A 25,519-nucleotide genomic window follows, 5' to 3' on the forward strand; every position below is an offset into this window, starting at 1 on the left:
TTGACCAGTCCTCAAAATCGTCCTCCCGTCATCGAACGATTTTATGCTCATCTTGACGAGCCGATTGCGCAAGGGTTGACCCCTGAACAAAAAGAAGGGGTGGAAAAAGCGATCCTGGCCTCGACTCTGACTTCGCGGCATCAGATCGATATTCGCCGAAGCTTTCCCTTTTTCAGTAAACGCTATTATCTGGTTTTTTTGTTTGGCAGAGATTTGCGTCGGCAGCATCGTCAGGAATCGACCCTGTCGAGAATATTGCTCACTTTTTTGCTGCTGATAGCCGTGTTGTTCGTTACCTGCTGCGTATTGCTGACGCTGTATATGATCAAATCAGCATTAGGTATTGATGTGTTCCAAAATTTTCATGTGGGTATATGGGACTGGTGGTTAAGCCTGAAAAACCGCTAGCGTAAACAAACCTGTGGAGGGCGTCACTGCGATGAAGTGTAAATGGGTTTCTGCGCTGTTGTTGATGTCCTTTCCGTTGGCGGTTATGTCTGCATTAACGACCGTAACCCCCAAAGCATTAACGGGCCCGCTAACCAATCCGGGGATTGGCGTGGCAAGTTTTCATCAGGGGTACGGTGAAACGCTGGATCTGGCGGATTATCCCAATACCGGATTTGAATACGAGCGATTTTACTGGCGAGAGCTGGAGCCTGTTGAAGGTCAGTATAATTTTGCGCTGGTGGATGATGCCTTCAAATACGCGGCAGCGCATCGTCCCGCGATGAATGTCGGGCTGCGCTTTATGGTGCTTGCCGATCCGGGGGATGGCACCAAAATTCCCGATTGGCTGATTAAAAAAGGCGTGAAAGGCAGCTGGACGCAAGATAATAAAACATTTATTCCGGATTTAAGCGACCCGCTGTTTATTGAGTACAGCCAGCGTCTGCTGAACGCATTCGGAAAACGCTACGACGGTAATGCGAATCTCGCTTTTGTGGATATCGGCATGGTGGGGGCCTGGGGTGAATGGCATAACAGCAATTTCCCTGATCTGAAACCACTGTTGGAGCAGTACACCACCGCGCAGTTAGACCGCTACGTCGCAATGCACTTTTCTGCCTTCCCTTCGACGCCGAAAATAATGTTGATGAGCGGTGGGCAAAGCCTGGCGAATGCGGTGGCTCGAGGGGCTGGATGGCGGGCGGATTGCTGGGGTGACCTGCGCGTATTTTCGGACTCCTGGAGCCATATGGCCGGTGATTACCCGCAGCGATTACTGGCAGCACAGCAGAGCTATTCGGGGTTTAACGATGCCTGGAAACGTGCGCCGGTCAGTCTGGAAATCTGTTCATATATGCAGGACTGGAAGAATACCTTCCACTATACGCGTGCTGAAGTGCAGGGCATTTTTGACTGGGCGGTCAAGCAGCACGCCAGCACGTTCAACCTGAAATCGAGAGCGATACCCAGCGATTATCGACCGATTGTTGATGATGCGCTGACCAAACTGGGCTATCGGTTTCGCTTAGCGTCTCTGAGCCATGAGTCCGTGTGGGACGGCGGACAAACGTTGAGGTTGAACAGTACCTGGTATAACGAAGGTATCGCACCGATTTATCTGCCCTACACGCTGGCATTTCGTGTGATGGATAGCGCCAATAATGTAGTGGCGCAGGGGAATACGGCGGATGATATACGACGTTGGCTCCCGGGCGTTTATCAGGTTAGCTACGCATTGCCCATGCCGGGCCGACTGGCGAAAGGGCAATACGCCATTGAGGTTTCGATGCTGGATAAATCCGGGGCGGCAAGAATTAACTTTGCCAACGAAGGAAAGCAGAGCAGCGGCTGGTATCGCGTATCAACGATAACGGCACACTAGCCCGTCACTGCAACGAGCCTGAGGCTCAGGCTCGTTGCCGGGTACATCAGATGTTATAACCATTCGGGTTGTTTTTTTGCCAGTTCCAGGTGTCACGCATCATTTCATCAAGGTTGTATATGGCCTTCCAGCCCAACTCTTTGTATGCCAGTGACGGGTCAGACCAACATTCGGCAATGTCGCCGGGCCTTCTGTCGACAAACTGATAGCTTATTTTTTTCTGCGCCGCTTTTTCAAACGCCTCAATCAGATTAATCACAGAATAACCGACCCCGGTACCGAGATTAATCACCTTGTAGGCAGCGCCTTTGTTCTGGCTATCCAGCGCGGCTAAATGGCCGGTCGCCAAATCCATGACGTGGATATAATCACGAACGCCGGTGCCGTCGGGGGTTGGATAGTCATTACCGTACACCGACACGGTTTTCAGCTTACCAATCGCAACCTGGGAGATGTACGGCACCAGGTTATTGGGGATACCATTGGGATCCTCACCAATTCGACCCGATGGATGGGCGCCTACCGGGTTGAAATAGCGCAGGCAGGTAATGCGGAAATCGGGCTGCGCGCGGGAGAAATCGGCCAGAATCTGTTCGACCATTAATTTAGAGGTACCGTACGGATTGGTGGTTCCCCCCGTACGCGATTGCTCGCTCAGCGGCACGCTTTCCGGATTACCGTATACCGTAGCAGATGAGCTAAAAATGAATCGATTAACGCCTGCGGCCAGCATCTCATCCAGTAAAACCAGCGTTCCAGTGACGTTGTTTTCGTAGTAAGCAAGGGGTTCTTTTATCGACTCGGAAACCGATTTGAGGCCCGCAAAATGAATGACATCAGTGATGTTATGGTTGGCGAAAATGTTTTTTAATGCCTGCCTGTCGAGAACATCAGCGATATAGACAATGGGTTCCCTTCCTGTGAGTTCCGCGACCCTGTCCAGCGAGATTCGGCTGGCGTTCGCCAGATTATCGATGACAACGACATCATCGCCTCTTTCCAGTAGCGTTAAAACAGTATGTGAACCAATATAACCTGCACCACCAGTGACAAGAATAGCCATACAGACTCCAGAAAAATGCTAAAAACCCGAGCGATTTTCCAGCAATGCACCCAAGGATCCAGTGGATCAGTTATTTTGCCGGGAAAGGTATACGTTTCTATATTTTATCATACACTTATATGATATTTTTTTAAAGATTGCCAACAGACTGAACTTATTTATTTTTGTATCATAGGCAATATAATTACTTGAGAAATTTAGCGTGTGAACGCCGTCACTGTGGTTGATCGACGAATTGATTTGTTCGATCAGATTCTCATCAAAAGTAGCGTCATTCAGTGTAACTAATTCTTTGATGTAGATAGATTTTCCATATGTTTCAGGTGTGCATTCCTGGGTTAAGAAATACATTTTGTTATCGACAAGATAAGGCGCACCCGCTCCCCGATGATGATGATTGCTCACCTTCAATGCAGGAGTAATTCTTTGCCACTGTCCGTGGAGATGCTCTGCCGAATGAATAATTATTTTATTATCCATGGTGGTCGACATAAGATAGCAGGTCTCTTTCATTGAAAGAAAAATGTTATCTGTCACTTCGGTGTCAGAGATTAGAACTTTAATTTTCTTCCAGCGCGTAGGAAACTCTACTGACTGAAACAGTATCACTTCTTTTCTTTCTGATGATTCAGGAATCATGAAGAGCTGATCGTTAATATTAATCAGGAAAGGAAATGACAAATGACACATCAGGTCGTCAAAACCTTCAAGTTTCACGTCATCAATTTCAACCAGTTCACGATCAAGAATACGGCATCGGAGCGTGCCTTTCGAGTTGCGAAAGCTAAAAGCTTCATAAAAAACAAACAGTTTATCATCTTTTTCAATAAGAAAAGGATCGGCCTGAAACGTATATTTCTTTTTTAACTGCTGTGCAGCGGATTTACTTAATATATCCAGTGTATTATTCGGGAATAAGTGTGTACCATGAACCTTAATAATCATGATATCCCACGACTCATGATAGAATAACATATTTATTATTCTTTTTATTTTTGCTTGCATTCGTACCCGCTCCTTTTTATCGCCTGCATCATGTATGAACAGCTATTTGCGGCTCAGTTCATGAGACCTGTCGCAACGTTGTATGAATGTGCGAAAACTGATGTGAGAATACCAGTGGCTATTTTAAAACTAGTCGCAAGCATGTTTTTTGTCTATAGCACAAAAGTAGGTAAAAGCTCTCCAGAGCATCCTTGCTCCAGTGGACGATTTACTCGAAATGCACCTGCGGGTTATCAGCAAGGGAAACGTAGGTTTTGCTGTTTTTATCCAGGGTACGGATTTCACCGCTTTCGATGTCATATACCCAGCCGTGCAGACGAAGCGCATTATTTCGCAGCCCAACCGCGACGCAAGGATGCGTTTTAATATTATTGAGCTGTGCGATAACGTTTTCTTCCACCATGGCGTTAACTTTATCGATTGGGTTATCCCAGGTTTTCTTCTCAACCACGGCTTTCGCGGCATCGGCATAGTGCAACCAGTGAGCCACAGCGGGCATCGGATCCAGAGGCTGGCTATCAGCAATGGCTTTCATCGCGCCGCAGTTGGAGTGTCCGCAGATGACGATATCCGTCACGCCAAGTGCGACAACCGCGTATTCAATCGTAGCAGATACGCCACCGGGTTCCGGTCCAAAAGACGGAACGATATTACCGGCGTTGCGGATAACGAAAAGCTGTCCGGGCTCTTGCTGAGTAACGAGTTCTGGCACCAGGCGGCTATCGGAACAGGAGATGAAAAGCGCTTTGGGATTCTGGCTGGATGCCAGGCTGCGAAAGAGTTCCTTACGTTGAGGGAAAATCTCTTTTTGGAAGTTGAGGAAGCCCTCAATGATATGTTGCATAGCAGTGTCTCTTTTCTCTGTTTAAGCAGGTTATGATGAAGATCACACTTTCCAGTTTAACACCAGCCGACAGAACGGAAAAACTTTATAGCAGTTCTGCAACATCTTTGTATAGTTTTGCCCCACCGTGGCGGGGCAAAGAGTGTGATGCGCGCTATGCGTTCTGTCGTTTTTGGTACGCCGCTTTCAGTCGGTTCATCGCTTCTACCAGTACCGAGCGCGGGCACCCAACGTTGAGTCTCATGTGACCCTCTCCGCCGGGGCCATATTGCGCGCCTGGTGACAGACCCAGTTTTGCTTCCTGCACAAAAAATGCGCTTAGCTGTTCATCGCTAAGATTCATTTTTTCCGCGTTCAGAAACAGAAGATACGATGCTCCGCCATACACAATGGAGATTAAGGGACAGTGCTTTTCAATTTCACTTTTAACAAACGCCACATTGTCGGCCAGGTAGGCTAATAATTTTTGGTGCCAGTCGCCACAATGGGTAAAGGCGCTGTAAATGGCCGCCTGCTGTAATGTATGTGTCTCGGCAAGGTAGCAGTTATCCAGGAAACCATAGAACTGATGGCGTAATTCATCATTTTTAATAATGGCAATTCCGCCCTGGATCGCTGCTGTGTTGAAGGTTTTACTGATTGATGTCAACACGATTGACTGACTCCCTGTCGCTTCGTCTAAAGTAAAAAACGGCAGATGGCGCTTGCCTGGCAGGGTTAAATCACTATGCACTTCATCTGAGAGAATAATGACGCCAGCTTGCTGACAATAGTGGCTTACTTTTTCCAACGTTTCCCGCGACCACACCATACCGCCTGGATTATGCGGCGAAGGGAAAAGAAACATTTTGCACTGCCTGAGTTTTTCGCTGAAATCATGCCAGTCAAATTCGTAATGACCATCTTTCTCAATGAGGCGCGTTTGAATCAAATTCCTGCCGCTGGTGTTTACCAGATTAGGGTAGGGGTCATATATTGGCGTACAGGTTAAAATATTATCGCCTGGTCGGGTAAACACCATCAGAGAGAGCACGATAGTTTTGATGACGCCGGGAATAAAATGCAACCAGTGTGGCTTTATGTCGACTTCATACTGTTGCGCATACCAATGAATAACGGACTCTTTCCATTGCGGATAATCCAGGTTGTAGCCTTGTACTGGCTGCGATACCACTGAACGCAGTGTGCTCATGATTGGCTCTGGCGTCACAAAATCCATATCTGCAATCCACAGCGGTAATACATCGGTGGTGCCGTACATCTGTTGTAATTGACCGTATTTACGGCAATTAACATCCCTTATGACAATATCATCAAACAAAGACATTGCTGACTCCTGGACAGTCTCTGAAAAAATAGTTTAAGCAACGCAACAGTGAAGAATATTTCTGTATATCTAATCGATATATTAAATTTACCCTGGTGGTAGCCAATATTTAGCTATTTATTAGCCTATGATTTTTGCTCAACCATATGCTCTGTAGCTTCATTTGGTTCATATTTAGCAATGCCAATACCGGTGGCAGCCCACAGCAGGGCAAAGATGATGCCGCTGTAGCAGAGGATTGCCCATGGCAAATAATCAAGCGTCGCCACGCCCAGCATCGTGGCGCAATAAACGCCTGAGGCAGACCAGGGAATAATCGGTTCGACAACGGTTCCGGCATCTTCGGTAGTACGCGAGAGGTTCTTTGTCGCAAGCCCTCGTTTTTTATATTCTTCTTTAAAGGCATCGCCGCACAGCAGCAGTGGCAAGGTTCCATTTGCCGTACAGGCACAGATGGTGAACGTCGTCACAATCGTGGTGGCCACCAGGCGGAATGTGGATTTAACGCCTTTCGTGAGCGCGTTTATCACGGTGTGCAAAGAGCCTGTCGCACTCATTGCGCCGGCAAAGCTGAAGGCGCTGAAGACGGTGACGAAGCTGCTAAACATTGAAATGGCGCCGCCTCGTTCCAGTAAGCGCGAAACATCTGATGACAGTGTTGGCAGGTTATCTCCGGTGAGCATCGCGAGCTTAAAACCGCTAACCACGGATTCGCCAACCGATGATGCGGTAAATTGCTGAAAGGCTAATGCCAGAATCATCGAGACTATTGTGGATAAAAAGAGCATCGGGATTGGCGGTCTTTTTGACAGTGAGCCATACAAAACGATGATCGGTGGCAACAGTAGCAGAATGTTAAAGTGATAAATCTGGCCGATAGCGTTCATCAAGTTGGTGATATTGGCTGGCGCGCTGGATGAGGCATCAATGCCCATGCCCATATAGCTGTATACGACGCAGCAAATAATAAATCCCGGGCCGGTGGTCCACAGCAGATGGCCGATATGCGAGTACAGGTTTACACCGGCAGCCAGCGCCGCCATGTTGGTTGAGTCAGAAACCGGAGAAAGCTTATCACCAAACCAGCAGCCGGAGACAATAGCGCCAGCAGCAATGGGCAGCGAAACATTCAGACCAATCGCTACGCCAATCATGGCAATCCCGACGGTTCCGATGGACCCCCAGGAGGTGCCGGTACAGACTGAGATCAGCGCTCCCAGCATAAATGCTGAAATATAGAAATACTGCGGGTTAATCCACTTCAGACCATAATAAATCATCATTGGAATAGTGCCTGACACCATCCATGCGCCAATTAAGAATCCGATACTGGCGACGATTAATATGACAGGAAGCGCTTCAGATATTTTATTGCAAATAGATTGTAGAATGTCATCCCACGTGTAGCCGTGAGCGATGGCGATAAACGAGGCGGTTGCGGTTCCCACGAGGATCATGGGTTCAGCTCGAATATTGAAGATAAAATATCCGATGCTAATGCCACCCAGCATGACTATCATGGGTAAAACTGACCAAAAGAAAGACAATGGCTTTCTATTGTTGGCGGTGCAGCTATTTAATTCCATAATTCCATCCCAATCGTTAATGGTTGAACACGTCAAATAAATACCTGCTACAGGTCACCCATAAATGGGTAACATAGTTGCCAGAGTTCATGGCTGAACCCTATTTTATTAACTGCTGCAGATTATCTATTTTGACCTGCTATTCTGATGCTTATATTTTGGTTGTAAGGTAAGAGTAAGTTTGACGAATAAATTACCCCTCGGCATAAGGTGAATGATTTCGGCGCTGTTGGCTCAGTTTGCGATACTGCTGCGGCGGCATGCCGACGTATTTATGAAATGAGCTATAAAAACGGCTGCTGGATCGGAAACCTGCAATTGTAGCGATATCCAGAATTGTTTTATCCGTATCGCTGAGCAAAGCCCGCACATGGTTGATGCGCATTGCGGTAATATACTGTTTCATGGTTAGTTGCATCACGCGATGAAAAATGCCCATCGCATAATTTGGGTTGAGCTTAACGTGTTCGGCAATTGCATCGACCGTAAGCTGTTTGTCGCAGTTTGCGGCAATAAACTCCAGCATCTGGCTGACGTAAAACTGTGAATGCCGTGAAATACTGTTTTTCTGGGTGCGCGATGTTTTGTTACCCAGCACTGGCCGCCAGCCAGCGAGGCTAAATCGCTTGAGCATCAGGGCAATCTCATCAATGGCTAATTGACGAATTTGCTCATTGTCGCTGTTGAGTTCACTCTGCCAACGCTGCACTTCAAAAGTGCTCAGCTGTTGCGAGGCAAGCGACGTGATCACCATCCCATGCGTCACGTGGTTGATCAGTTCCCTGTCCAGCGGCCAGGACAAAAACAGATGCATCGGTAAGTTGAAGATGGCCATCTGTTTACAGTGCCCGGCATCCGTCAGCTGATGGGGGGTGCAGGCCCAGAACAGCGTTATAAAGCCCTGTTTGCTTTTCACCACTTCGTCATTGAAAAGGTACTCCACATCGCCATCAAACGGCACATTCACTTCAACCTGACCGTGCCAGTGGCTGTAGGTCATGGCCAGCGGAGCCCGCAGCTCGACGTCCATCCGCTGATACTCTGAGTAGAGCGCCAGCGGACTTCGCGACTTTTTTTCATAGCTGCGACACATATGTGGGTCGAGCGGTAGCTGCGGGGTACTTTTTGCCATTATGGGTGGGTTCCTGAATAGTGAATCTGACCATGGGTAGCGCCAAAGCATGAACATAGCTTAACCGAAAAAAAACGCCGTTTTCTCTCCATTTTCGCGAAGTTATTCCCAAAAACTCAGATCCTGTGCCTGTCGCTTGCCGATCTGAGTTAACGGGAATGGTGGTTTTTAATTTAAAAAACGGTCAATCAAAGCTGCTCACTTTGCAAAGCGACAGCGTTTTTCTGCCAATAAATCGGATTCATAGCGATAGCCAATATTCACGCAATACCATACATTTTGTATGTATCCATATCTTAAGGAATCATCATGTCCAGTCTCCGTACTTTAGCAACGGCTTTAGTTGCCGTTGCCGCGATGTCGATGTGCGCTATCCCCGTTTCGGCTAACCCCGGCAATGGCAACGGAAATGGTAATAGCGGCAACCATGGTAATAGTGGGAATAAGGGTAATAGCAGTCATAGCCAGAAAGGAAACCCAGGCCCAAAAAACAACTCGCAATCGGAACAGCGTAAAAATTATGGCAAGCCGGACCATGTTGATAGTGATATTAGCTATAACGTGGCCAGGCAGTATGCCGTCAGATATGGTTTGACGGGATATAAGTCACTGCCTCCGGGCATCGCCAAAAATCTGGCGCGAGGAAAACCACTTCCTCCGGGGATCGCTAAGAAAAGTGTCCCATCCTCGATGCTGAATCAACTGCCGTATTACCCGGGTTATGAATGGCAGGTTGTTGGCGACAATCTGGTGTTGATTGCACTGAGCACGGCAATTGTCACCGCGGTTATCAATGGTGTGTTTGATTAAGTATTCCTGTACTTAATTTGCTCTGTTATACCCACCACAAGCCCGCGCTACGCGGGCTTAATTGTTAAAAAAGTGGGGCTCACAAACCATACAGTTTTATTTTTCGATAGAGCGTGGCAATACTGACTCCCAGTTCTGATGCAGCCTGTTTTTTGCCCTCCACGCTTGAACCAAATCGCTGGATGGCATTTTCGATGGCGTCCCTTTCCGCTTGTTTTCCTTGGATCGCCAGCTGTCGGGGTTGTGCGGTCATCGTGGTTTTCCTGCTGTCAGCCGGGGAGAGTAAATAAGGGGGCAGATGGCTGGCGTTGATCCCAGCGGCTTCTCCGCGCATCACAAAAATGTATTCGATGACGTTGCGTAATTCGCGAATGTTCCCCGGCCAGTGCCAGGCATAAAGGCGATTAATAACGTCATCGGGCAGTTTTTGCGGTGCACGTTGGTAACTGACAGAAAACTCATCGGCAAAGTATTGTGCGAGGACGGCGATATCAGCCTTGCGTTCACGCAGGGAAGGAAGCACCAGAGGGACGACATTCAGGCGATAGAAAAGGTCTTCGCGAAACTGATTATTCTCCACCATCGCGCTAATATTTTTGTTGGTCGCGGCAATAATGCGCACATCAATATTAATGATGTTATTAGAACCCACGCGGGTGATCGCTTTTTCCTGCAACACCCTGAGCAGCTTGGCCTGCAGGTGCAGCGGCATATCGCCGATCTCATCCAGAAACAGGCTGCCGCCGTTGGCCAGTTCAAATTTCCCCATTCGTCCTTTGGGATCTGCACCGCTAAATGCACCGCGTACATAGCCAAACAGTTCGCTTTCCAGTAGTTGCTCAGGGATTGCCGCGCAGTTGATTGTCACGAAAGGGGCGGCTTTACGGGGGCTGTTTTGGTGAATGGCAAATGCCACGACCTCTTTACCCGAGCCGCTTTCCCCGGTGATGAGCACGCTGGCGTAGCTGTTGGCAATTTTGCTAATGGTGCTTCTGAGCTGCTCCATTGAGGAAGAGTGGCCAATCAGCCGCACCTGCGTGTCAGACTCGTAAGGGGATGGAGTAAGGTTACTCAGGTAGTCGTGCGCATCACGAAAGATGACCATCGTTAAGCGATCGTTATCCAGCGAGGAGAGCGAAATTTGTTTGCACAGTACATGGTGTTTCTGGCCTTCAAGCGTCAGCCATGCTTCTTCATCGCCATACAAACTGTCCCCGGTTGTTTCAATGGTCAGCGGTAATCCCTGAACTTCGCGGTTGAGAATGCGATCGGCTGAATGATTGGCATGCCAGATAAGACCATTGCCATCAATTGCTACAACGCCGCGGTCCATGGCATCGATCAGACGCCGAAATGCGCCGAGGGTTTCCTGCGCGCGTAAACGCTCCAGACATTCAAAGACCTTACTGGAGATCATCACCGCGATTTGCTCAATAAAAGTGACAAATTTATCAATCTGGCTCAATAACGCGTCACGCTGCGCCTGGGTTGAGCAAATAATTCCGATCACGCCAATCACACGATTGTTGAGAAAAATTGGTGCGTTCAAATCCAGCATTTCAGAACAGTAGTGGTGTTTTTCACATAACTGACACAGCGGATGTTCGCCGGGGTTTTTGATAAGAACCGTTTCTCGGACCTGCAAAACGTGGTGGTAGATGTAGCCATTTTTTGCCACGTTTTCATTGAGCATATGTCGGTATTTACCGGTGCCAGCGATGCGCATTAAGGATTCATCGATGATTTCAACATCCGTTCCGGTTATGCCAGAAATAGCGTCGGCATAATTGCAGATATCATCCTGGATATTGCTGAGTACTGAAATCATGGTACTTCTCCGGCAGTGAGTGGCATTTCTCAAGGGAGATGATAAATATGCGAAGCAATGCAAAAATGATTTGCGAAAAATCAATCTACCGCTCTGTTTTTGGATGTTTTTTTTATTTTATCTTCCGCGATCACACTATTTATCAATTGTGAGAGTTTATCAAACGAGGCGATAAACTAATGCTGTGGTATTTTTCAGTACCCATCTTGCTCTCTTTTTAATTGGTTGAAAATAAAGCCTTTATTAAAATATTTATAAAGTTTTACTCGATTAATAAAAAACTGGTAAGCATTTTGCTCTATTGGCAATACCGATAGCGTAAATATCTCTGTATACGTCTATTACAGGGAGTGAAATACCAGAACAATGAGGTTTTATGATGCAGGAAAACTTATCATTTTTTATCAACCAGACGCCGTTTACCGAACATCCAAACGCGCCGCTGGCACCGTTTAGTCGCCAGGAGCTGGTAAAAGCGTTGAATTTTCATCGGTCTATTCCGGGTTATGCGCCGACGCCGTTATATACGCTGCCGGCTCTTGCACAAAAGCTGGGTGTTAAAAATATCTATCTCAAGGATGAGTCTCAGCGTTTTGGCCTGAAAGCCTTCAAAGCGTTGGGCGGCTCCTATGCGATGGCGTGCCATATCGCGGAATTAATCGGCAAGGATATCAGTGAACTGCCGTTTGACGTGATGACCAGCGAAGAGGTACGCCGCGATCTCCAAACCGTCACGTTTGCCACCACCACCGATGGCAACCACGGTCGCGGTGTGGCGTGGATGGCGCGCCAACTGAAGCAAAACGCCGTGGTTTATATGCCGAAGGGCTCTTCGCAGCAGCGTTTGACCTCCATCCGTAATGAAGGCGCTACCGCTGAAATCGTCGATATGAACTATGACGATGCGGTTCGCATGACCGCGGAACAGGCACAAAAGCATGGCTGGATTGTGGTGCAGGATACCGCCTGGGAAGGGTATGAAAAAATCCCGCAGTGGATTATGCAGGGCTACGGCACGCTGATGCTGGAGGCGATAGACCAACTGCATCAGGTTGCGCCGACGCATATTTTTGTTCAGGCAGGTGTTGGCTCGTTTGCCGGAATGGTGCAGGGAATGGTGACGGCAGCCTGGGGTGAACACCGACCGAAAGTGATCGTCGCTGAAGCGTTAATTGCCGATTGTCTTTACCGCTCTGCCCGTTCTAAAGAGGGGGATGCAATTGCGGTGGGCGGCGATTTGCAAACCGTGATGGCTGGTCTCGCCTGCGGTGAGGCGAACAGCATCGGCTGGAAACTGCTACGTGATTATGCCAACGCATTTGCCTCCTGCCCTGATGAAGTTGCAGCGCTGGGCATGCGCATGCTGGGTAATCCGTTGGCGGGCGATCCGCAGATCGTATCTGGTGAGTCCGGCGCGGTCACTTCCGGTCTGCTGGCGCTGCTGATGACCTCACCTGAACTGGCGCAAACGCGTGAACAACTGGGGCTGGATGCGCATTCCCGCGTGCTGTTGGTCAGTACCGAAGGCGACACCGACCCGCAACAATATCTGGATATTGTCTGGGGCGGTCAGTACCCGGGCATCAAATAACACATTTCCTGATTGAGAGAAATAACGGAGAAACCCATGTTATCTGCAAAACGTATTGATGAAGTCATTAAAAACTGTCAGGCGCTGATCCAACAAAAAAGTTATTCCGGTCAGGAAGGGGAAGTGGTTAATGCCATAAAAAAAATGATGCAGCATTACCAGTTCGATGACATCCACGTTGATAAGTACGGCAACATTGTGGGCGGCATTGTCGGCAATCAGCCGGGGAAAACGCTGGTTCTCGATGGACATATCGATACCGTGCCGGTCAACGAAGAGAAGTGGAGCCGCAACCCGTACGGCGGCGATATCGACGATGGCAAAATTTATGGTCGCGGTACAACCGATATGAAAGGTGCCGTGGCGGCGATGATTTCCGCCGTGGGTTTTTTCGGCCAGGACAATCAGCGTAATTTTGCCGGCAAAATCTACGTTGCCTGCATCGTGCATGAGGAGTGCTTTGAAGGTATTGCTGCCCGGCTGGTCAGCGAGCGCTATAAGCCGGACTACGTGATCATCGGTGAAGCTTCCGAGTTAAACCTGAAAATTGGTCAGCGTGGCCGCGCTGAAATTGTGGTCGAAACGTTTGGTAAACCCGCGCACTCCGCCAACCCGCAGGCAGGCATTAACGCGGTGTACAAAATGGCGCAATTGATCGACAAAATTCGCACAATCACTCCGCCCACGCACCCGGTACTGGGGCCTGGCATTCTGGAGCTTACCGACATTAAATCTTCGCCATACCCAGGAGCTTCGGTAGTGCCGGATTATTGTCGCGCAACCTACGATCGTCGTTTGCTGGTGGGTGAAACCAAAGAAAGTGTTATTGCCCCACTGGAAAATGCGCTTGCGGAACTTACCGCACAGGATCTGCAGTTTAAGGCCCGTGTCTCCTACGCGGTAGGTCAGGAGTCTTGCTATACCGGTGCCACAATTGAGGGCGAGCGCTTCTTCCCGGGCTGGGTGTATGACGAGTCTGACGAATTCGTGCAGGCCGCTCTGGCTGGCGTTCGCGAGGCCGGGTTTAATCCAACTATCACACAGTACTCATTTTGCACCAACGGCAGCCACTATGCGGGCGAAGCGGGAATTAAAACTATCGGCTTCGGACCTTCACGCGAAAACCTGGCCCACACCATCGATGAATATATCGAGATTGATCAGTTAACCGGCTCGGCCAGCGGCTATTACAGCATCATTCAGACACTCTATCGCCAATAAAAAGAAAGATAACAACCTCTTACCTTACAAGTGGTGTCGTGAAGCGACACCGCTATGGAGAATAACGATGAAAACCATTTTCAAAAACGGAAATGTAATCGATGGGACGGGCAGTGAAGGCAGAATTGCCGATGTGATGGTTGACGAAGGACGCATTGTCGCAATCGGACAAATTGACGTTGGCGTTAATGAGCAGGTTATTGACGCAACGGGAAAAATTATTTGTCCTGGTTTTATTGATACCCATACGCACTCTGACCTGTCGGCCATTATTAACCCCGCGCTGTCGGCAAAAATTCGTCAGGGTATTACCACCGAGCTGTTAGGGCAGGATGGTGTCGCCCTTGCGCCGTTACCTGAAGAATATATTCCGGCCTGGCGTAAAAATATCGCCGGACTGGATGGCGATACCGACAAAATAGACTGGAAATATAAAAACACAGACGGCTACCTCAATCTGCTGGCATCGCGTCATCCGGCGACAAACCTCGCGTATTTAGTTCCGCATGGCAACGTACGCATGGAAGCCATGGGCCTGGATGGGCGCCCCTCTACTCGTGAGGATGTGGCGAAGATGTGCGAAATCCTTGAGCGGGAGTTACAAGCGGGGGCGTTTGGTCTTTCCACTGGGCTCATCTACATGCCTTGCGCCTTTGGCGATACCGCCGAAATGATTGAACTGTGCAAAGTGACGGCGAAATATGACGGGATCTTTGTGGTGCATCAGCGCAGTGAAGCGGACGATATTATCAACTCAACGCAGGAACTGATTGATATCGCCACCGCCACCGGTGTCTGGCTGCATATTTCACATATGAAAGTTTGCGGTAAGAAAAACTGGGGGCTGATTGACCAGATGCTGGGCATGTTGGAACAGGCGCAGGAAGAGGGGATTCGTATCTCTTTCGACCAGTATCCGTATGTGGCAGGCAGCACGATGCTCGGCGTGATCCTGCCGCCGTGGGTCCACTCCGGTGGCACTGACAAATTACTTGAGCGGCTGGCCTCGCCTGAACTGCGCGCCAAAATGATCGACGATATTCAGCAGGGCATTCCTGGCTGGGATAACTTTATCGATTTTGCCGGGCTGGACCAGATTTTTGTCACCAGCGTGAAAACGACAAAAAACCAGGATGCCGTCGGTCTGAACCTCGTTCAGTTGGGCGAGCTACGCGGAAAAGATCCGTACAACGCCACCTTCGATCTGCTGTTTGAAGAAGAAAACGCCGTTGGGATGGTCGACTTTTACGGTACTGAAGAGCATGTGATTAAGTTCCTTTGCCGTCCTGAGCAAAACGTCTGTACCGACGGTTTAATGGGGGCTGGCAAACCGCACCCGCGCGTGTTTGGCGCATTCCCTCGTGTGCTCGGTAAATATGTGCGTGAAGAGGGATGTCTGAGCTGGGAAGCGGCAATCCGTAAGATGACTGGCAAACCCGCTGAGGTATTAGGCCTGCAGGATCGTGGGCTGCTGAAAGTGGGTTATGCGGCGGATATTGTGATGTTCGATCCGAACACCATTGCCGATAAGGGCACTTTTGTTGAACCCAATCAATATCCGGAAGGGATTGAAATTGTCATGGTTAATGGGCGCATTGCCTTAATCAATGGCACTGAAAGTTATGCCTGTAGCGGTACGGTTATTAGAAAACAATATTAATAAATAACGCTAAACACGCATTGATTTATCGCGACCATTTATGGCCGCGGTAGATCACTACACCCTAAGGACATCACAATGAACCTACAAACGTCTTTACCTTCAGGTAAACCAAAGACCTGGAAAGCAAGGTATACCGTCCTGACATTGATCTGGCTGGCGTGGCTGCTCTCTTTTCTCGACAGAATGGTGATGAGCGTTTCGCTCCCTTATATCGGCAAAGATTTAAATCTGGATACGACCCAACAAGGGTTAATTATTAGCGCCTTTTTTATTGGTTATGCCGCGTTTCAAATTCCCGGCGGTTTACTGGCGGATAAGTTTGGTTCGCGCAAAATCATGGCCATCGGTATTGCCTGGTGGTCTGTTTTCACCAGCTTAACCGGTGCCGTGTTGACGCTGCCGCTAATGCTGGCCGTTCGCTTCTTCTTTGGTGTTGGTGAAGGTTGTTTCCCGTCGGCTTCCTGGAAGATGATATCAACCTATTTCCCGTCGAAAGAACGTGGCCGCGCCACGGCGATTCAGTCAACGGTAAACACCTTAGGCCCGGCGCTGGCGGTAGTGGTAGCTGCAAGCATAATCGGGGCCTTTGGCTGGCACATGGTCTTTATCGTGCTAGGTATTCCGGGTCTGTTTATCGCGGCGGGGATCTACTTTTTTACCCGTGACAATCCGAAAGATCACCCCGCAATTACGCAGCAGGATCTGGCGGAACTGGCTGCTGACGAGCAGGGAAGCCTGCAAAACACCAGCGGCATCGCGTTTAAAGACGTCCTCAAAATGCCGGTGCTCTGGCAAATGGCAAGTATCTGGTTTTTGTTTGATATCACCTTCTGGGGCTTTTCAACCTGGCTGCCAAGCTACCTGATCACCGTTCGTGAGTTTTCTCTGGCAAAAACCGGCGTCATGGCGGCCATTCCCTTCCTGTTTGGCGCAGGCGGAACGTTGTTAGGCGGCTATTGCTCAGATAAATTTAAACCCCAGCGTAAAACGTTGTATGTCGTGACCTCCGTTATCGCCGCGGGTTTCCTGTACCTGACCTTCAGCGTGAGCAGTGCAGATATGGCGGTGGTTTATCAGTGTATTTCAGCCCTGTTCATGTTCTTCGCCATGGCGACATTTTGGGGCATTCTGATGGACACCATTCCCAGCAACATCATGGGGCGGGCATCCGGGATCGTTAACTTTGGCGGTCAGATGGCGGGAGTCGTTTCTGCACCTATCATCGGCTGGCTGATTCAAAGCAGTGGTGGAAGTTATAACAGCGCCTTTATCTTTATGATTGCCGCGCTGTTATGTTCTGCCGTCGTTACGCTGACCGTGAAAAGCTCCCATGCTATTGGGGCGTTGCCCAGTAAAGCCTGATTCATGACTGACTCCTGTGGCTCTGCTGATTCCTGAGCCACAGGGCGTTTTACTATCAAATCAGCAGGTTTATTATCTTTTTCTCCAGATTTGACCTGGTATAAAAATGATTCTTAGAAAGCTATTCTGCATATACACCTTTGCCGTTGTGATGAAAACTCCCCTAGGTTCTATGACCCCGGCCATTAAGAATGAATCATAATAAATGAGGGATTTATCCTACGCATGTAGGAATATTCCTTTTGGTTGTGTTAATGGTTTGATATTTAGATAGGCTCAAGGTTTAAAATTTGTAAAATACAGTGTTGCATTTATGCCTTATTCTTCGTTTTTATAAAAAACCAATAAATATACGTGTGAATGTGTTAGGATTTACCTGATAACGCCTTATTTTTATAAATTATAATGCTTAAGGCTCACCTGCTCGATAGCCATCGCCTCTCTTTATTTATCGGGATTCTTATACGCAATGAACGCGATAATCGTTGATGATCACCCATTAGCTCGCATAGCCATCCGCAACTTACTCGATACTAATGGTATTACCGTAACCACCGAGCTCGACAGCGGAGAGCATGTGGTCCAAACCGTTGAAAAAACTAAGCCGGAGCTACTAATTATTGATGTGGATATTCCGGGCATCAGCGGCATCGAAGTGCTGGAGCAACTGCGAAAGCGGCACTATGCTGGTGTAATCATTATCATTTCAGCCAAAAATGAATTTTTTTACGGCAAACGTAGCGCCGAATACGGTGCCAACGGATTTGTGAGTAAAAAAGAGGGTATGAATAATATTCTTGCCGCAATCGAAGCTGCAAAAAATGGGTATAGCTATTTTCCCTTTTCCCTTGAGCATTTTACTGGCTCATCTGTCAGCGAACAGGATAAGCTTGATACGTTGTCGACCCAGGAAATGAGAGTGTTGCGTTATATTCTTAACGGTATGGATTACAGCACTATTGCCAGCAAAATGAACATCAGTAATAAAACGGTAAGCACCTATAAAAGCCGTTTGATGGAGAAATTAGATTGCTCGTCATTAATGGAAATTTATGATTATGCGCAAAGAAATAAAATAGGATAGAGTAATGCTGGATCGCTTGTTTATTTTTTTGATGGTCATATTTACCATCGGGTTTTCTACGGGTGTAAGCTCAGCCCGGCAAGTTGAGCTAAAAAGTAACTATAATACCTCAGTACAACATATCGGCTTGAACAGGGAAGAAGCAAACTGGTTAGCGCATAAAAAAACCTTGGTTGTTGGCACCTGGTTACCGGAAGTCTCCCCCATTGTTTATCAAAATAGCGGTGAATATTATCGGGGCGTCAACGCGGATTATCTTGCGCTAATGCAAAAGAATCTCAATATGAAGTGGCACACTGAATTTGGCCACCTGAACAGAGGTGATATGCTCACCTCAGAACAACACAGGTGCTCCAATGAAAAAAAGAAATTTCAGCGCAGAGTTTAAACGCGAATCCGCTCAACTGGTTGTTGACCAGAACTACACGGTGGCAGATGCCGCCAAAGCTATGGATGTTGGCCTTTCCACAATGACAAGATGGGTCAAACAACTGCGTGATGAGCGTCAGGGCAAAACACCAAAAGCCTCTCCGATAACACCAGAACAAATCGAAATACGTGAGCTGAGGAAAAAGCTACAACGCATTGAAATGGAGAATGAAATATTAAAAAAGGCTACCGCGCTCTTGATGTCAGACTCCCTGAACAGTTCTCGATAATCGGGAAACTCAGAGCGCATTATCCTGTGGTCACACTCTGCCATGTGTTCGGGGTTCATCGCAGCAGCTACAGATACTGGAAAAACCGTCCTGAAAAACCAGACGGCAGACGGGCTGTATTACGCAGTCAGGTACTTGAGCTACATGGCATCAGCCACGGTTCGGCCGGAGCAAGAAGCATCGCCACAATGGCAACCCGGAGAGGCTACCAGATGGGACGCTGGCTTGCTGGCAGGCTCATGAAAGAGCTGGGGCTGGTCAGCTGTCAGCAGCCGACTCACCGGTATAAACGTGGTGGTCATGAACATGTTGCTATCCCTAACTACCTTGAACGGCAGTTCGCCGTGACCGAGCCAAATCAGGTGTGGTGCGGTGATGTGACCTATATCTGGACGGGTAAGCGCTGGGCGTACCTCGCCGTTGTTCTCGACCTGTTCGCAAGAAAACCAGTGGGCTGGGCCATGTCGTTCTCGCCGGACAGCAGGCTCACCATGAAAGCGCTGGAAATGGCATGGGAAACCCGTGGTAAGCCCGGCGGGGTGATGTTCCACAGCGATCAGGGCAGTCATTATACGAGCAGGCAGTTCCGGCAGTTATTGTGGCGATACCAGATCAGGCAGAGTATGAGCCGGCGCGGAAATTGCTGGGATAACAGCCCAATGGAACGCTTCTTCAGAAGTCTGAAGAACGAATGGATACCGGTGGTGGGTTACGTAAGCTTCAGCGAGGCAGCTCACGCCATAACGGATTATATCGTTGGATATTACAGCGCACTAAGACCGCACGAATATAACGGTGGGTTACCCCCAAACGAATCGGAAAATCGATACTGGAAAAACTCTAACTCGGTGGCCAGTTTTTGTTGACCACTTCACAGAGACGATGGTTAATTGTGTGATTGAGGATACTCGGACCTTGCCCTTAGAACCACCTTGCTGGATGTCAAAACTGCTCGAGCCAATCGCCCAGGAAGTGAAATGAACGATCTTCGCATTCTTATTGCCCGTCTTGGATGGCCTGCTACGTCTGCTCGGTGGTGGACTATCCAGGAGCTTGCCGCTCGACTGGGAGAGCCTGAGACGAAAGCTGAAACCGAATCATTGCTGCTTCAATTGCTGCGCTCGCGCAAACTTGAAGCCGAGGTTGTCGAAGTATTATGTATTTTCTGGATGGCAATTAAAGAGTTTAACTACTTTCCTACGACTTTGTTGGCAGAGAATATTCTTCTACCCTCACCACTTTCATCATTGTTGATGAAAGATTTTGGGTTATCGATTCTGCTCATGAATACTGATTTGGAACTAGCTCCAGAAGACTTCATCATTCCCGATGACTTTGATAGTGTTCAAGGTACGGATTTGCCAAGAATCTTCCATATAACCATTAGCAAGTTGGAAACTTTTACCCGCTGTCCATTTATTCGACAAATGGCCTTCGAATGGACAAAAAACCGGACGGCATATCCAAATGCACCGTACCAAGGGGATGCAGGATATTTCATTCGGCCCTTGGGAGAGGGCTTTGCCCCTCATTTTTCCTCTCGAACAGCCCTTCGCGTAATTTCCGCTTATCTTCGCACGTTAGCTGTGGCTAGACACATCTGGAGGATACCAATGGAGTTGACCGAGCAACATTCTCTCTTGGCGTTGCCTATCCATCCAACTTTGGCTTTTCTTCGACCTTATCGTCCCGAATGGCTCTCAGTATCGACTGAATTCAAAAGTGATAGTAAGGCGATCGAGGCTTCATTGCGAACTTTCTTTGCTCAAGTAGAGGCGGCAAACCCAGGAGACGAGCTAATTGCATTTAGCTCGCCCATTTCAATGTCAATGGAACAGTGCGTAGAGTTGTCGATTGTTCGGTGGTCACAAACTGTAAGCAGTGATAAGGAAGAAGCGGACTCGTTGACATCCCATATTGAATCGTTCTGGACACGTGAACAAATGCTTTCCAGCCAAGCTCCGGATCCACTCAGTACAACAACCTTAATAACTCCACCAACTTTTGAACAACTGGTGAATAAAACTTGTATGGCTTGGCCATTGGCGGGAACGCTCGATTTTGGTCGGATAGGATACCTACAACATGATTTGTATCCATCCCGGTTATTTTTACCGACGATGCCAGGCATAGAAAATTCTCTTGAAGTCATCCCGCATGATGGGCGTCTACAGGTTAAGTTAAAGGACCTAGTCGTCGCAGAGCTTTATTATTGGAATGCTGGATGGGGGCCAGCTAGGCTAGGGCAAATTCAAGGTAATTGTGGGACAGCCCTCATATCGCGAGAGAAACATAACAAATACCGGGTCATTGCGCTCATTTTACTCTTGGCAAGTACGTAGATTCCATCGTAATGGAAGTTATGGCAGATTCAGTGAAAAAATTACGAGAGGGGTGGTATTTGTTTGATGTTATTTCTTAATTCATAAGGGGAACTTATAACTTATAACTTATAACTTATAACTTATAAGTGATGTCAGTTATAGATAAAGTAAAAGGATATGAATATTACTCATGAGCCAATTTAAATTCACAGAGCTTCATGCTATTTCGGAAAAGCCACAGAATGATGATGCCGCTTGGTTAATAGAGGCTGAAAGGTCAATTAAATTTCTGAAAGAAAATGCTCAAAATGATGAAGTGGTTATCTACGCGATTGGAAATAGTGTCCTAATTCATGGCGCGCTAGCTCTAAATAGATGCGCGGAATAGTAGATCACTGAAAGGGAACTCAGCCCGGATTGTGCGATCTGATCAATCGCCAAACCAACCAAAACCACCAACCGGACTGAGCGATGCCGATCATAGCACCAATACCCCGTGGCGAACGACGCCTGATGCAGAAAGCTATTCATAAAACGCGCGATAAAAATCATGCCCGCAGACTCACGGCCATGCTGATGCTTCATCGGGGTGAACGGGTCAGCGATGTTGCCAGAACTCTCTGTTGTGCTCGTTCATCCGTTGGTCGCTGGATTAACTGGTTTACGCACTCAGGTATTGAAGGCCTGAAATCCTTACCCGCAGGGCGCTCCCGACGCTGGCCTTTTGAACATATCTGCACCCTGTTACGTGAGCTGATAAAGCATTCTCCCGGCGATTTTGGTTATCAACGTTCACGCTGGAGCACCGAATTACTGGCATTAAAAATCAATGAGATAACCGGTTGCCAGTTACATGCAGGAACCGTTCGCCGCTGGTTGCCATCTGCGGGGCTTGTATGGCGCAGGGCCGCGCCAACTCTGCGTATCCGTGACCCACATAAAGATGAAAAGATGGCGGTAATCCACAAAGCGCTGGATGAATGCAGCGCAGAGCATCCGGTATTTTATGAAGATGAAGTGGATATCCACCTTAATCCTAAAATCGGTGCGGACTGGCAGTTGCGCGGACAGCAGAAACGGGTAGTGACGCCGGGGCAGAACGAAAAATACTATCTGGCCGGCGCACTGCACAGTGGCACGGGTAAAGTCAGCTACGTGGGCGGCAACAGCAAAAGTTCAGCGCTGTTTATCGCTCTGCTGAAGCACCTGAAAGCCACTTACCGGCGGGCGAAAACAATCACGCTGATCGTTGATAACTACATTATCCATAAAAGCCGCGAAACACAGCGCTGGTTGAAAGCAAATCCCAAGTTCAGGGTAATTTACCAGCCGGTTTACTCGCCGTGGGTGAATCATGTGGAACGGCTATGGCAGGCACTTCATGACACGATAACCCGTAATCATCAGTGCCGCTCAATGTGGCAGTTACTGAAAAAGGTCCGCCATTTTATGGAAACCGCCAGCCCATTCCCCGGAGGAAAACATGGTCAGGCAAAAGTGTAGCGGTATTAGGCGCAGCTATTTAGAGAAAAATGTTACTACAGCAGATAGATGGGCATTGCAGAATATGCGTATGGATGTTGAGTATTGTTGGAAGATTCAAAAGTCATGGGGTGGAGGTCAAGGACATCGTATTTATCTTGAGCCACCTTTAGATGGGGTGTTCAAAGGGGGAGAGGCATTAATTTATCGTCGTAGGTTTCATGGCGTTGAAGAAGGCCGTGCACCTATCGAATTAAGTCAGAAACTTGTGCACAGCCTTGGGTTATATTACTTGTCAGAAAGAAATGCATATTGTCGTCTCGATGAACGGGGTGATATTGAAGATGTAATCAGGATAATTAACAAAAATATTTCACCTCCTTTTAACTATCTGGATATAGTTACTATTAAGAGAAAGGATTTAGATACATTCATGGCTTTATCCAAAACATGTCTTGTTTTAAAGTTTGATTTTACACGTGTCAGATGGGGTAATTTTGCTGGCTGGGGGAATATCAACAGATATACTAAAGATGAAGGGAGTCTTTTTTATCATGGTGGTATTAACGGGGAAGCCAGTTACTGTAATGGTGTAATGATCATTCGCCCTCAAGTAACTGTGCGCGGTCTGGTAAAAGCATGGAAGGATGAAGATAATCCATCTAAAAGGAAATACGCAACCTTTAAAATATACGATCGTAAAAATAGCTGCAATGTTGAAACATCTTGCGGACCAGACTCACTATCTAACTATTTTCAAGAAAATAAATTACCGTGGGAAGTTTCACCTGCCTTTTTTAGAGCAGAAGTGTTACATCGTTTCAAGGCGGATCCAGAAAAATATACTTTAGATGAAAGAAGTATTGCTTGTCGAAATGCTTGGTATTTAAAATCCTATGATATTAATGAGGCCGGGCAAGTTCATGTATACATTGGTGATTTGGCTCATTTACCTTATGAAGAACAGCTCTATTGGCAAGCCTTCAATGAATGGCCAAAAGGAACAATTTCTAAGCGTGCATTTCAGACGGATATTGTTGGGGAATGGTATCTGTCCAATGAACCATTGTTGGCACTCAAACACAAAATTTCGCTAATGGACAAGAATCCTCCCACCTGGTGGAAGCCACGGGGTACAGTATTGAGTGGCGCTGTTCAGTATCCTGCAACAGATTCAATCAAAGAGTGGGGTGATGAAATCCTTGCGCTTGATCAGTATTTAGTTGAGGGCTTTTTACCAAAGCCACTGAGTGAAATTGCTAAATATGAGGGCCGAATCATTGAACCCAAATGGGGATCCTTGCGCATACTACAAGAAGCTCTTATTGCTAAAAGTGCAACAGTAGATGAAGCGAAAATGTTAGTTCAGCCTATGCAAAAACTGCATGCTCTACGAACCGAAGTACGCGGACATGCTTCTACAGAAAAAAAGAAGAAAGCGATATTAGAAGCGCGTACCGATCATGAAAATCTACGTGCACACTTCACTAGCCTTGTGGGGCAATGTGAAGCATCATTTAATGATATTTTAAGGATTTTTGATTTTAAAATAGATGATTAGCTATTTTTGTAATAGATGATAATTGGGGGGTATAATACTTGCCAATCTTAGTCATAGTTGTGTGAGACTTATCGAGCGGGTGAGAGGTCAGCTTCAATTATGAAAATGACCTCTAAAGTTTATAGATTTAGTAATATGAAATATTCTTAATTTTTATATTTTACACATGTTAAGTATCTTGAGCCCTTCACTAGCTGATGACTCAACAGAGCATGAGAATAATTCTCTTAATCCCAAATGTTCTTGACTCACTAGAACTTTCAAAGGTTTTTCAGTCAAAAATAAATCACAATATCCTAAAGCTGCTTCGGCATGATGAAAATCTAAAAGATCATTACCATTGAGCTGGCGTTTCTGATCCCATCTTACTGCAGCATGACAAGAGGCACCAATATGTAAAGTACGGACTAATTGTGCAAATTGTTTAAGTTTTTCATTTTTTGATTTTTTCTTATTATTAATTTCATCATTGTTATATCCGGCCTTGTAAGCCTCTTTGAATATCTGGATTAATTGCTCGTTGAAAAGGCTTAACACTCCGTCGAACTCAATACGATATGCGTGTTGATAGCTTCTAAGCTCATTGGTATGCTCTTTATTAGCCAAGTTAAGCATTTCTGTTGTTTTCTGCCAATCAAATTGTTCCCAGCTTTCATAGTTGATATGGTTCATCATTTCAACGAGTGAAATATCCCACATATGATCAAAAAAAGATTTCTGAATGATCAGTTCTTCAGCTGCATCGAAAGATGTATCGTATGGATGGTAATCGCCGAAAATATAACTTAGTTTGGTCCATACTAATTGATCAATTGGAATGCTGTCCTTAGCTCCCAAAATCGAATACGTAGCATTACATAATTCTTGTTTGACTCTCTCATGACTAGCTATAAGTGTAACTCCAAAACTCAGATGATCAATAATTTTGGCTGTGGCCATCCTTGTTTCGATATCGTTCTGTTTCATTAGTTCTAAAAAAACAGTAGCAGATATAGGGCAAACTACCTTTCCATTATCAACCAAGTACTTTATTTTTTGTAGGAGATTAATTAAGTCTCGATCGTTATTATTCCCAAGCTCAATATCTCTAAAAAAAACCAGAACCTTAAGTCGAGATAAATCTTGTATTTTTTGGAGATTTCTTTT

22 protein-coding genes are annotated in these 25,519 nt (G+C 47.1%); 14 read left to right on the top strand and 8 right to left on the bottom strand.

Features of this window, described 5'->3' with window-relative positions; genetic code table 11:
• Entirely contained in the window at nt 1-408 is a 408-nt protein-coding gene (locus HV302_RS06050) for a hypothetical protein (protein ID WP_016154111.1), read from the top strand.
• Nucleotides 409-439: 31 nt separating this feature from the next.
• Nucleotides 440-1,831: a DUF4832 domain-containing protein gene (locus HV302_RS06055; RefSeq protein ID WP_181627047.1), complete on the top strand. Its 1,392-nt coding sequence runs from the start codon at nt 440-442 to the stop codon at nt 1,829-1,831.
• A gap of 46 nt (nt 1,832-1,877) precedes the next feature.
• Here the strand turns inward: HV302_RS06055 and galE are convergent, their stop codons facing one another.
• From galE to melR, 6 genes are all read right to left on the bottom strand, one after another.
• On the bottom strand, nt 1,878-2,894 hold the full coding sequence (galE, locus tag HV302_RS06060; protein WP_016154109.1) for a UDP-glucose 4-epimerase GalE: 1,017 nt from the start codon (nt 2,892-2,894) through the stop codon (nt 1,878-1,880).
• Between the two features lie 66 nt (nt 2,895-2,960).
• Nucleotides 2,961-3,899 (bottom strand): glucosamine inositolphosphorylceramide transferase family protein, encoded by a 939-nt coding sequence (locus HV302_RS06065; RefSeq protein ID WP_181627048.1) that lies wholly within the window; start codon nt 3,897-3,899, stop codon nt 2,961-2,963.
• A 208-nt stretch (nt 3,900-4,107) separates the two neighbouring features.
• Complete coding sequence (locus HV302_RS06070; protein ID WP_016154107.1) at nt 4,108-4,743, bottom strand: carbonic anhydrase; 636 nt, start codon at nt 4,741-4,743, stop codon at nt 4,108-4,110.
• A gap of 154 nt (nt 4,744-4,897) precedes the next feature.
• A complete protein-coding gene (locus HV302_RS06075; RefSeq protein ID WP_181627049.1) occupies nt 4,898-6,070 on the bottom strand; it encodes a MalY/PatB family protein in 1,173 nt (390 codons plus the stop codon).
• A 125-nt stretch (nt 6,071-6,195) separates the two neighbouring features.
• Entirely contained in the window at nt 6,196-7,656 is a 1,461-nt protein-coding gene (gene nhaC, locus HV302_RS06080; protein ID WP_046275107.1) for a Na+/H+ antiporter NhaC, read from the bottom strand.
• A 193-nt stretch (nt 7,657-7,849) separates the two neighbouring features.
• A complete protein-coding gene (gene melR, locus HV302_RS06085; RefSeq protein ID WP_181627050.1) occupies nt 7,850-8,788 on the bottom strand; it encodes a transcriptional regulator MelR in 939 nt (312 codons plus the stop codon).
• 309 nt (nt 8,789-9,097) lie between these two features.
• Between melR and HV302_RS06090 the strand changes: the two genes are divergently transcribed.
• The gene (locus HV302_RS06090; RefSeq protein ID WP_181627051.1) at nt 9,098-9,598 is read left to right on the top strand and encodes an anti-virulence regulator CigR family protein; all 501 of its coding nucleotides are present in this window, start codon (nt 9,098-9,100) and stop codon (nt 9,596-9,598) included.
• A gap of 79 nt (nt 9,599-9,677) precedes the next feature.
• Here the strand turns inward: HV302_RS06090 and HV302_RS06095 are convergent, their stop codons facing one another.
• On the bottom strand, nt 9,678-11,426 hold the full coding sequence (locus tag HV302_RS06095) for a sigma-54 interaction domain-containing protein (protein ID WP_181627052.1): 1,749 nt from the start codon (nt 11,424-11,426) through the stop codon (nt 9,678-9,680).
• A 376-nt stretch (nt 11,427-11,802) separates the two neighbouring features.
• On the opposite strand from HV302_RS06095, the gene dpaL reads away from it, so the two are divergent.
• The 11 genes from dpaL to HV302_RS06150 all read left to right on the top strand — a co-directional run bounded on the left by dpaL (nt 11,803) and on the right by HV302_RS06150 (nt 24,373).
• Entirely contained in the window at nt 11,803-13,017 is a 1,215-nt protein-coding gene (dpaL, locus tag HV302_RS06100) for a diaminopropionate ammonia-lyase (RefSeq protein ID WP_425476443.1), read from the top strand.
• Nucleotides 13,018-13,053: 36 nt separating this feature from the next.
• Nucleotides 13,054-14,238 (top strand): YgeY family selenium metabolism-linked hydrolase, encoded by a 1,185-nt coding sequence (locus tag HV302_RS06105; RefSeq protein WP_181627053.1) that lies wholly within the window; start codon nt 13,054-13,056, stop codon nt 14,236-14,238.
• 67 nt (nt 14,239-14,305) lie between these two features.
• Entirely contained in the window at nt 14,306-15,898 is a 1,593-nt protein-coding gene (locus HV302_RS06110) for an N-acyl-D-amino-acid deacylase family protein (RefSeq protein WP_016157258.1), read from the top strand.
• A gap of 78 nt (nt 15,899-15,976) precedes the next feature.
• Nucleotides 15,977-17,263: an MFS transporter gene (locus tag HV302_RS06115; RefSeq protein ID WP_016157257.1), complete on the top strand. Its 1,287-nt coding sequence runs from the start codon at nt 15,977-15,979 to the stop codon at nt 17,261-17,263.
• Between the two features lie 469 nt (nt 17,264-17,732).
• Nucleotides 17,733-18,347, top strand: a complete 615-nt coding sequence (gene evgA, locus HV302_RS06120) for an acid-sensing system DNA-binding response regulator EvgA (RefSeq protein WP_016157256.1) — start codon at nt 17,733-17,735, stop codon at nt 18,345-18,347.
• 4 nt (nt 18,348-18,351) lie between these two features.
• Nucleotides 18,352-18,735, top strand: coding sequence for a hypothetical protein (locus HV302_RS06125; RefSeq protein WP_326928753.1), 384 nt, complete (start codon nt 18,352-18,354; stop codon nt 18,733-18,735).
• A protein-coding gene (locus tag HV302_RS06130; RefSeq protein ID WP_094461488.1) for an IS3-like element IS911 family transposase occupies nt 18,704-19,872 on the top strand; the annotation gives its coding sequence in 2 pieces (ribosomal slippage) (nt 18,704-18,953 and nt 18,953-19,872; 1,170 coding nt in all). Before HV302_RS06125 ends, HV302_RS06130 begins: the two co-directional genes overlap by 32 nt.
• A gap of 111 nt (nt 19,873-19,983) precedes the next feature.
• Nucleotides 19,984-21,348: a multidrug DMT transporter permease gene (locus HV302_RS06135; RefSeq protein WP_326928754.1), complete on the top strand. Its 1,365-nt coding sequence runs from the start codon at nt 19,984-19,986 to the stop codon at nt 21,346-21,348.
• 172 nt (nt 21,349-21,520) lie between these two features.
• Nucleotides 21,521-21,718: a hypothetical protein gene (locus tag HV302_RS06140; protein WP_326928755.1), complete on the top strand. Its 198-nt coding sequence runs from the start codon at nt 21,521-21,523 to the stop codon at nt 21,716-21,718.
• Nucleotides 21,719-21,801: 83 nt separating this feature from the next.
• Nucleotides 21,802-22,833, top strand: coding sequence for an IS630-like element ISEc33 family transposase (locus HV302_RS06145; protein ID WP_032425611.1), 1,032 nt, complete (start codon nt 21,802-21,804; stop codon nt 22,831-22,833).
• Nucleotides 22,814-24,373, top strand: coding sequence for a hypothetical protein (locus HV302_RS06150; RefSeq protein WP_326928756.1), 1,560 nt, complete (start codon nt 22,814-22,816; stop codon nt 24,371-24,373). Before HV302_RS06145 ends, HV302_RS06150 begins: the two co-directional genes overlap by 20 nt.
• A 153-nt stretch (nt 24,374-24,526) precedes the next feature.
• Here the strand turns inward: HV302_RS06150 and HV302_RS06155 are convergent, their stop codons facing one another.
• Nucleotides 24,527-25,312, bottom strand: a complete 786-nt coding sequence (locus HV302_RS06155; RefSeq protein ID WP_225373264.1) for a hypothetical protein — start codon at nt 25,310-25,312, stop codon at nt 24,527-24,529.
• Between the last annotated feature and the right edge of the window lie 207 nt (nt 25,313-25,519).

The sequence above is a fragment of the Citrobacter sp. RHBSTW-00859 genome (genome assembly GCF_013729795.1).
GTDB lineage: Bacteria > Pseudomonadota > Gammaproteobacteria > Enterobacterales > Enterobacteriaceae > Citrobacter > Citrobacter braakii.

What these genes read in the sequence shown, in the direction of transcription:
- HV302_RS06055 (WP_181627047.1), top strand. Translation starts at nt 440, where the DNA reads ATGAAGTGTAAATGGGTTTCTGCGCTGTTGTTGATGTCCTTTCCGTTG.
- galE (WP_016154109.1), bottom strand. Translation starts at nt 2,894, where the DNA reads ATGGCTATTCTTGTCACTGGTGGTGCAGGTTATATTGGTTCACATACT.
- HV302_RS06065 (WP_181627048.1), bottom strand. Translation starts at nt 3,899, where the DNA reads ATGCAAGCAAAAATAAAAAGAATAATAAATATGTTATTCTATCATGAG.
- HV302_RS06070 (WP_016154107.1), bottom strand. Translation starts at nt 4,743, where the DNA reads ATGCAACATATCATTGAGGGCTTCCTCAACTTCCAAAAAGAGATTTTC.
- HV302_RS06075 (WP_181627049.1), bottom strand. Translation starts at nt 6,070, where the DNA reads ATGTCTTTGTTTGATGATATTGTCATAAGGGATGTTAATTGCCGTAAA.
- nhaC (WP_046275107.1), bottom strand. Translation starts at nt 7,656, where the DNA reads ATGGAATTAAATAGCTGCACCGCCAACAATAGAAAGCCATTGTCTTTC.
- melR (WP_181627050.1), bottom strand. Translation starts at nt 8,788, where the DNA reads ATGGCAAAAAGTACCCCGCAGCTACCGCTCGACCCACATATGTGTCGC.
- HV302_RS06090 (WP_181627051.1), top strand. Translation starts at nt 9,098, where the DNA reads ATGTCCAGTCTCCGTACTTTAGCAACGGCTTTAGTTGCCGTTGCCGCG.
- HV302_RS06095 (WP_181627052.1), bottom strand. Translation starts at nt 11,426, where the DNA reads ATGATTTCAGTACTCAGCAATATCCAGGATGATATCTGCAATTATGCC.
- dpaL (WP_425476443.1), top strand. Translation starts at nt 11,803, where the DNA reads ATGATGCAGGAAAACTTATCATTTTTTATCAACCAGACGCCGTTTACC.
- HV302_RS06105 (WP_181627053.1), top strand. Translation starts at nt 13,054, where the DNA reads ATGTTATCTGCAAAACGTATTGATGAAGTCATTAAAAACTGTCAGGCG.
- HV302_RS06110 (WP_016157258.1), top strand. Translation starts at nt 14,306, where the DNA reads ATGAAAACCATTTTCAAAAACGGAAATGTAATCGATGGGACGGGCAGT.
- HV302_RS06115 (WP_016157257.1), top strand. Translation starts at nt 15,977, where the DNA reads ATGAACCTACAAACGTCTTTACCTTCAGGTAAACCAAAGACCTGGAAA.
- evgA (WP_016157256.1), top strand. Translation starts at nt 17,733, where the DNA reads ATGAACGCGATAATCGTTGATGATCACCCATTAGCTCGCATAGCCATC.
- HV302_RS06125 (WP_326928753.1), top strand. Translation starts at nt 18,352, where the DNA reads ATGCTGGATCGCTTGTTTATTTTTTTGATGGTCATATTTACCATCGGG.
- HV302_RS06135 (WP_326928754.1), top strand. Translation starts at nt 19,984, where the DNA reads ATGAACGATCTTCGCATTCTTATTGCCCGTCTTGGATGGCCTGCTACG.
- HV302_RS06140 (WP_326928755.1), top strand. Translation starts at nt 21,521, where the DNA reads ATGAGCCAATTTAAATTCACAGAGCTTCATGCTATTTCGGAAAAGCCA.
- HV302_RS06145 (WP_032425611.1), top strand. Translation starts at nt 21,802, where the DNA reads ATGCCGATCATAGCACCAATACCCCGTGGCGAACGACGCCTGATGCAG.
- HV302_RS06150 (WP_326928756.1), top strand. Translation starts at nt 22,814, where the DNA reads ATGGTCAGGCAAAAGTGTAGCGGTATTAGGCGCAGCTATTTAGAGAAA.
- HV302_RS06155 (WP_225373264.1), bottom strand. Translation starts at nt 25,312, where the DNA reads ATGGCCACAGCCAAAATTATTGATCATCTGAGTTTTGGAGTTACACTT.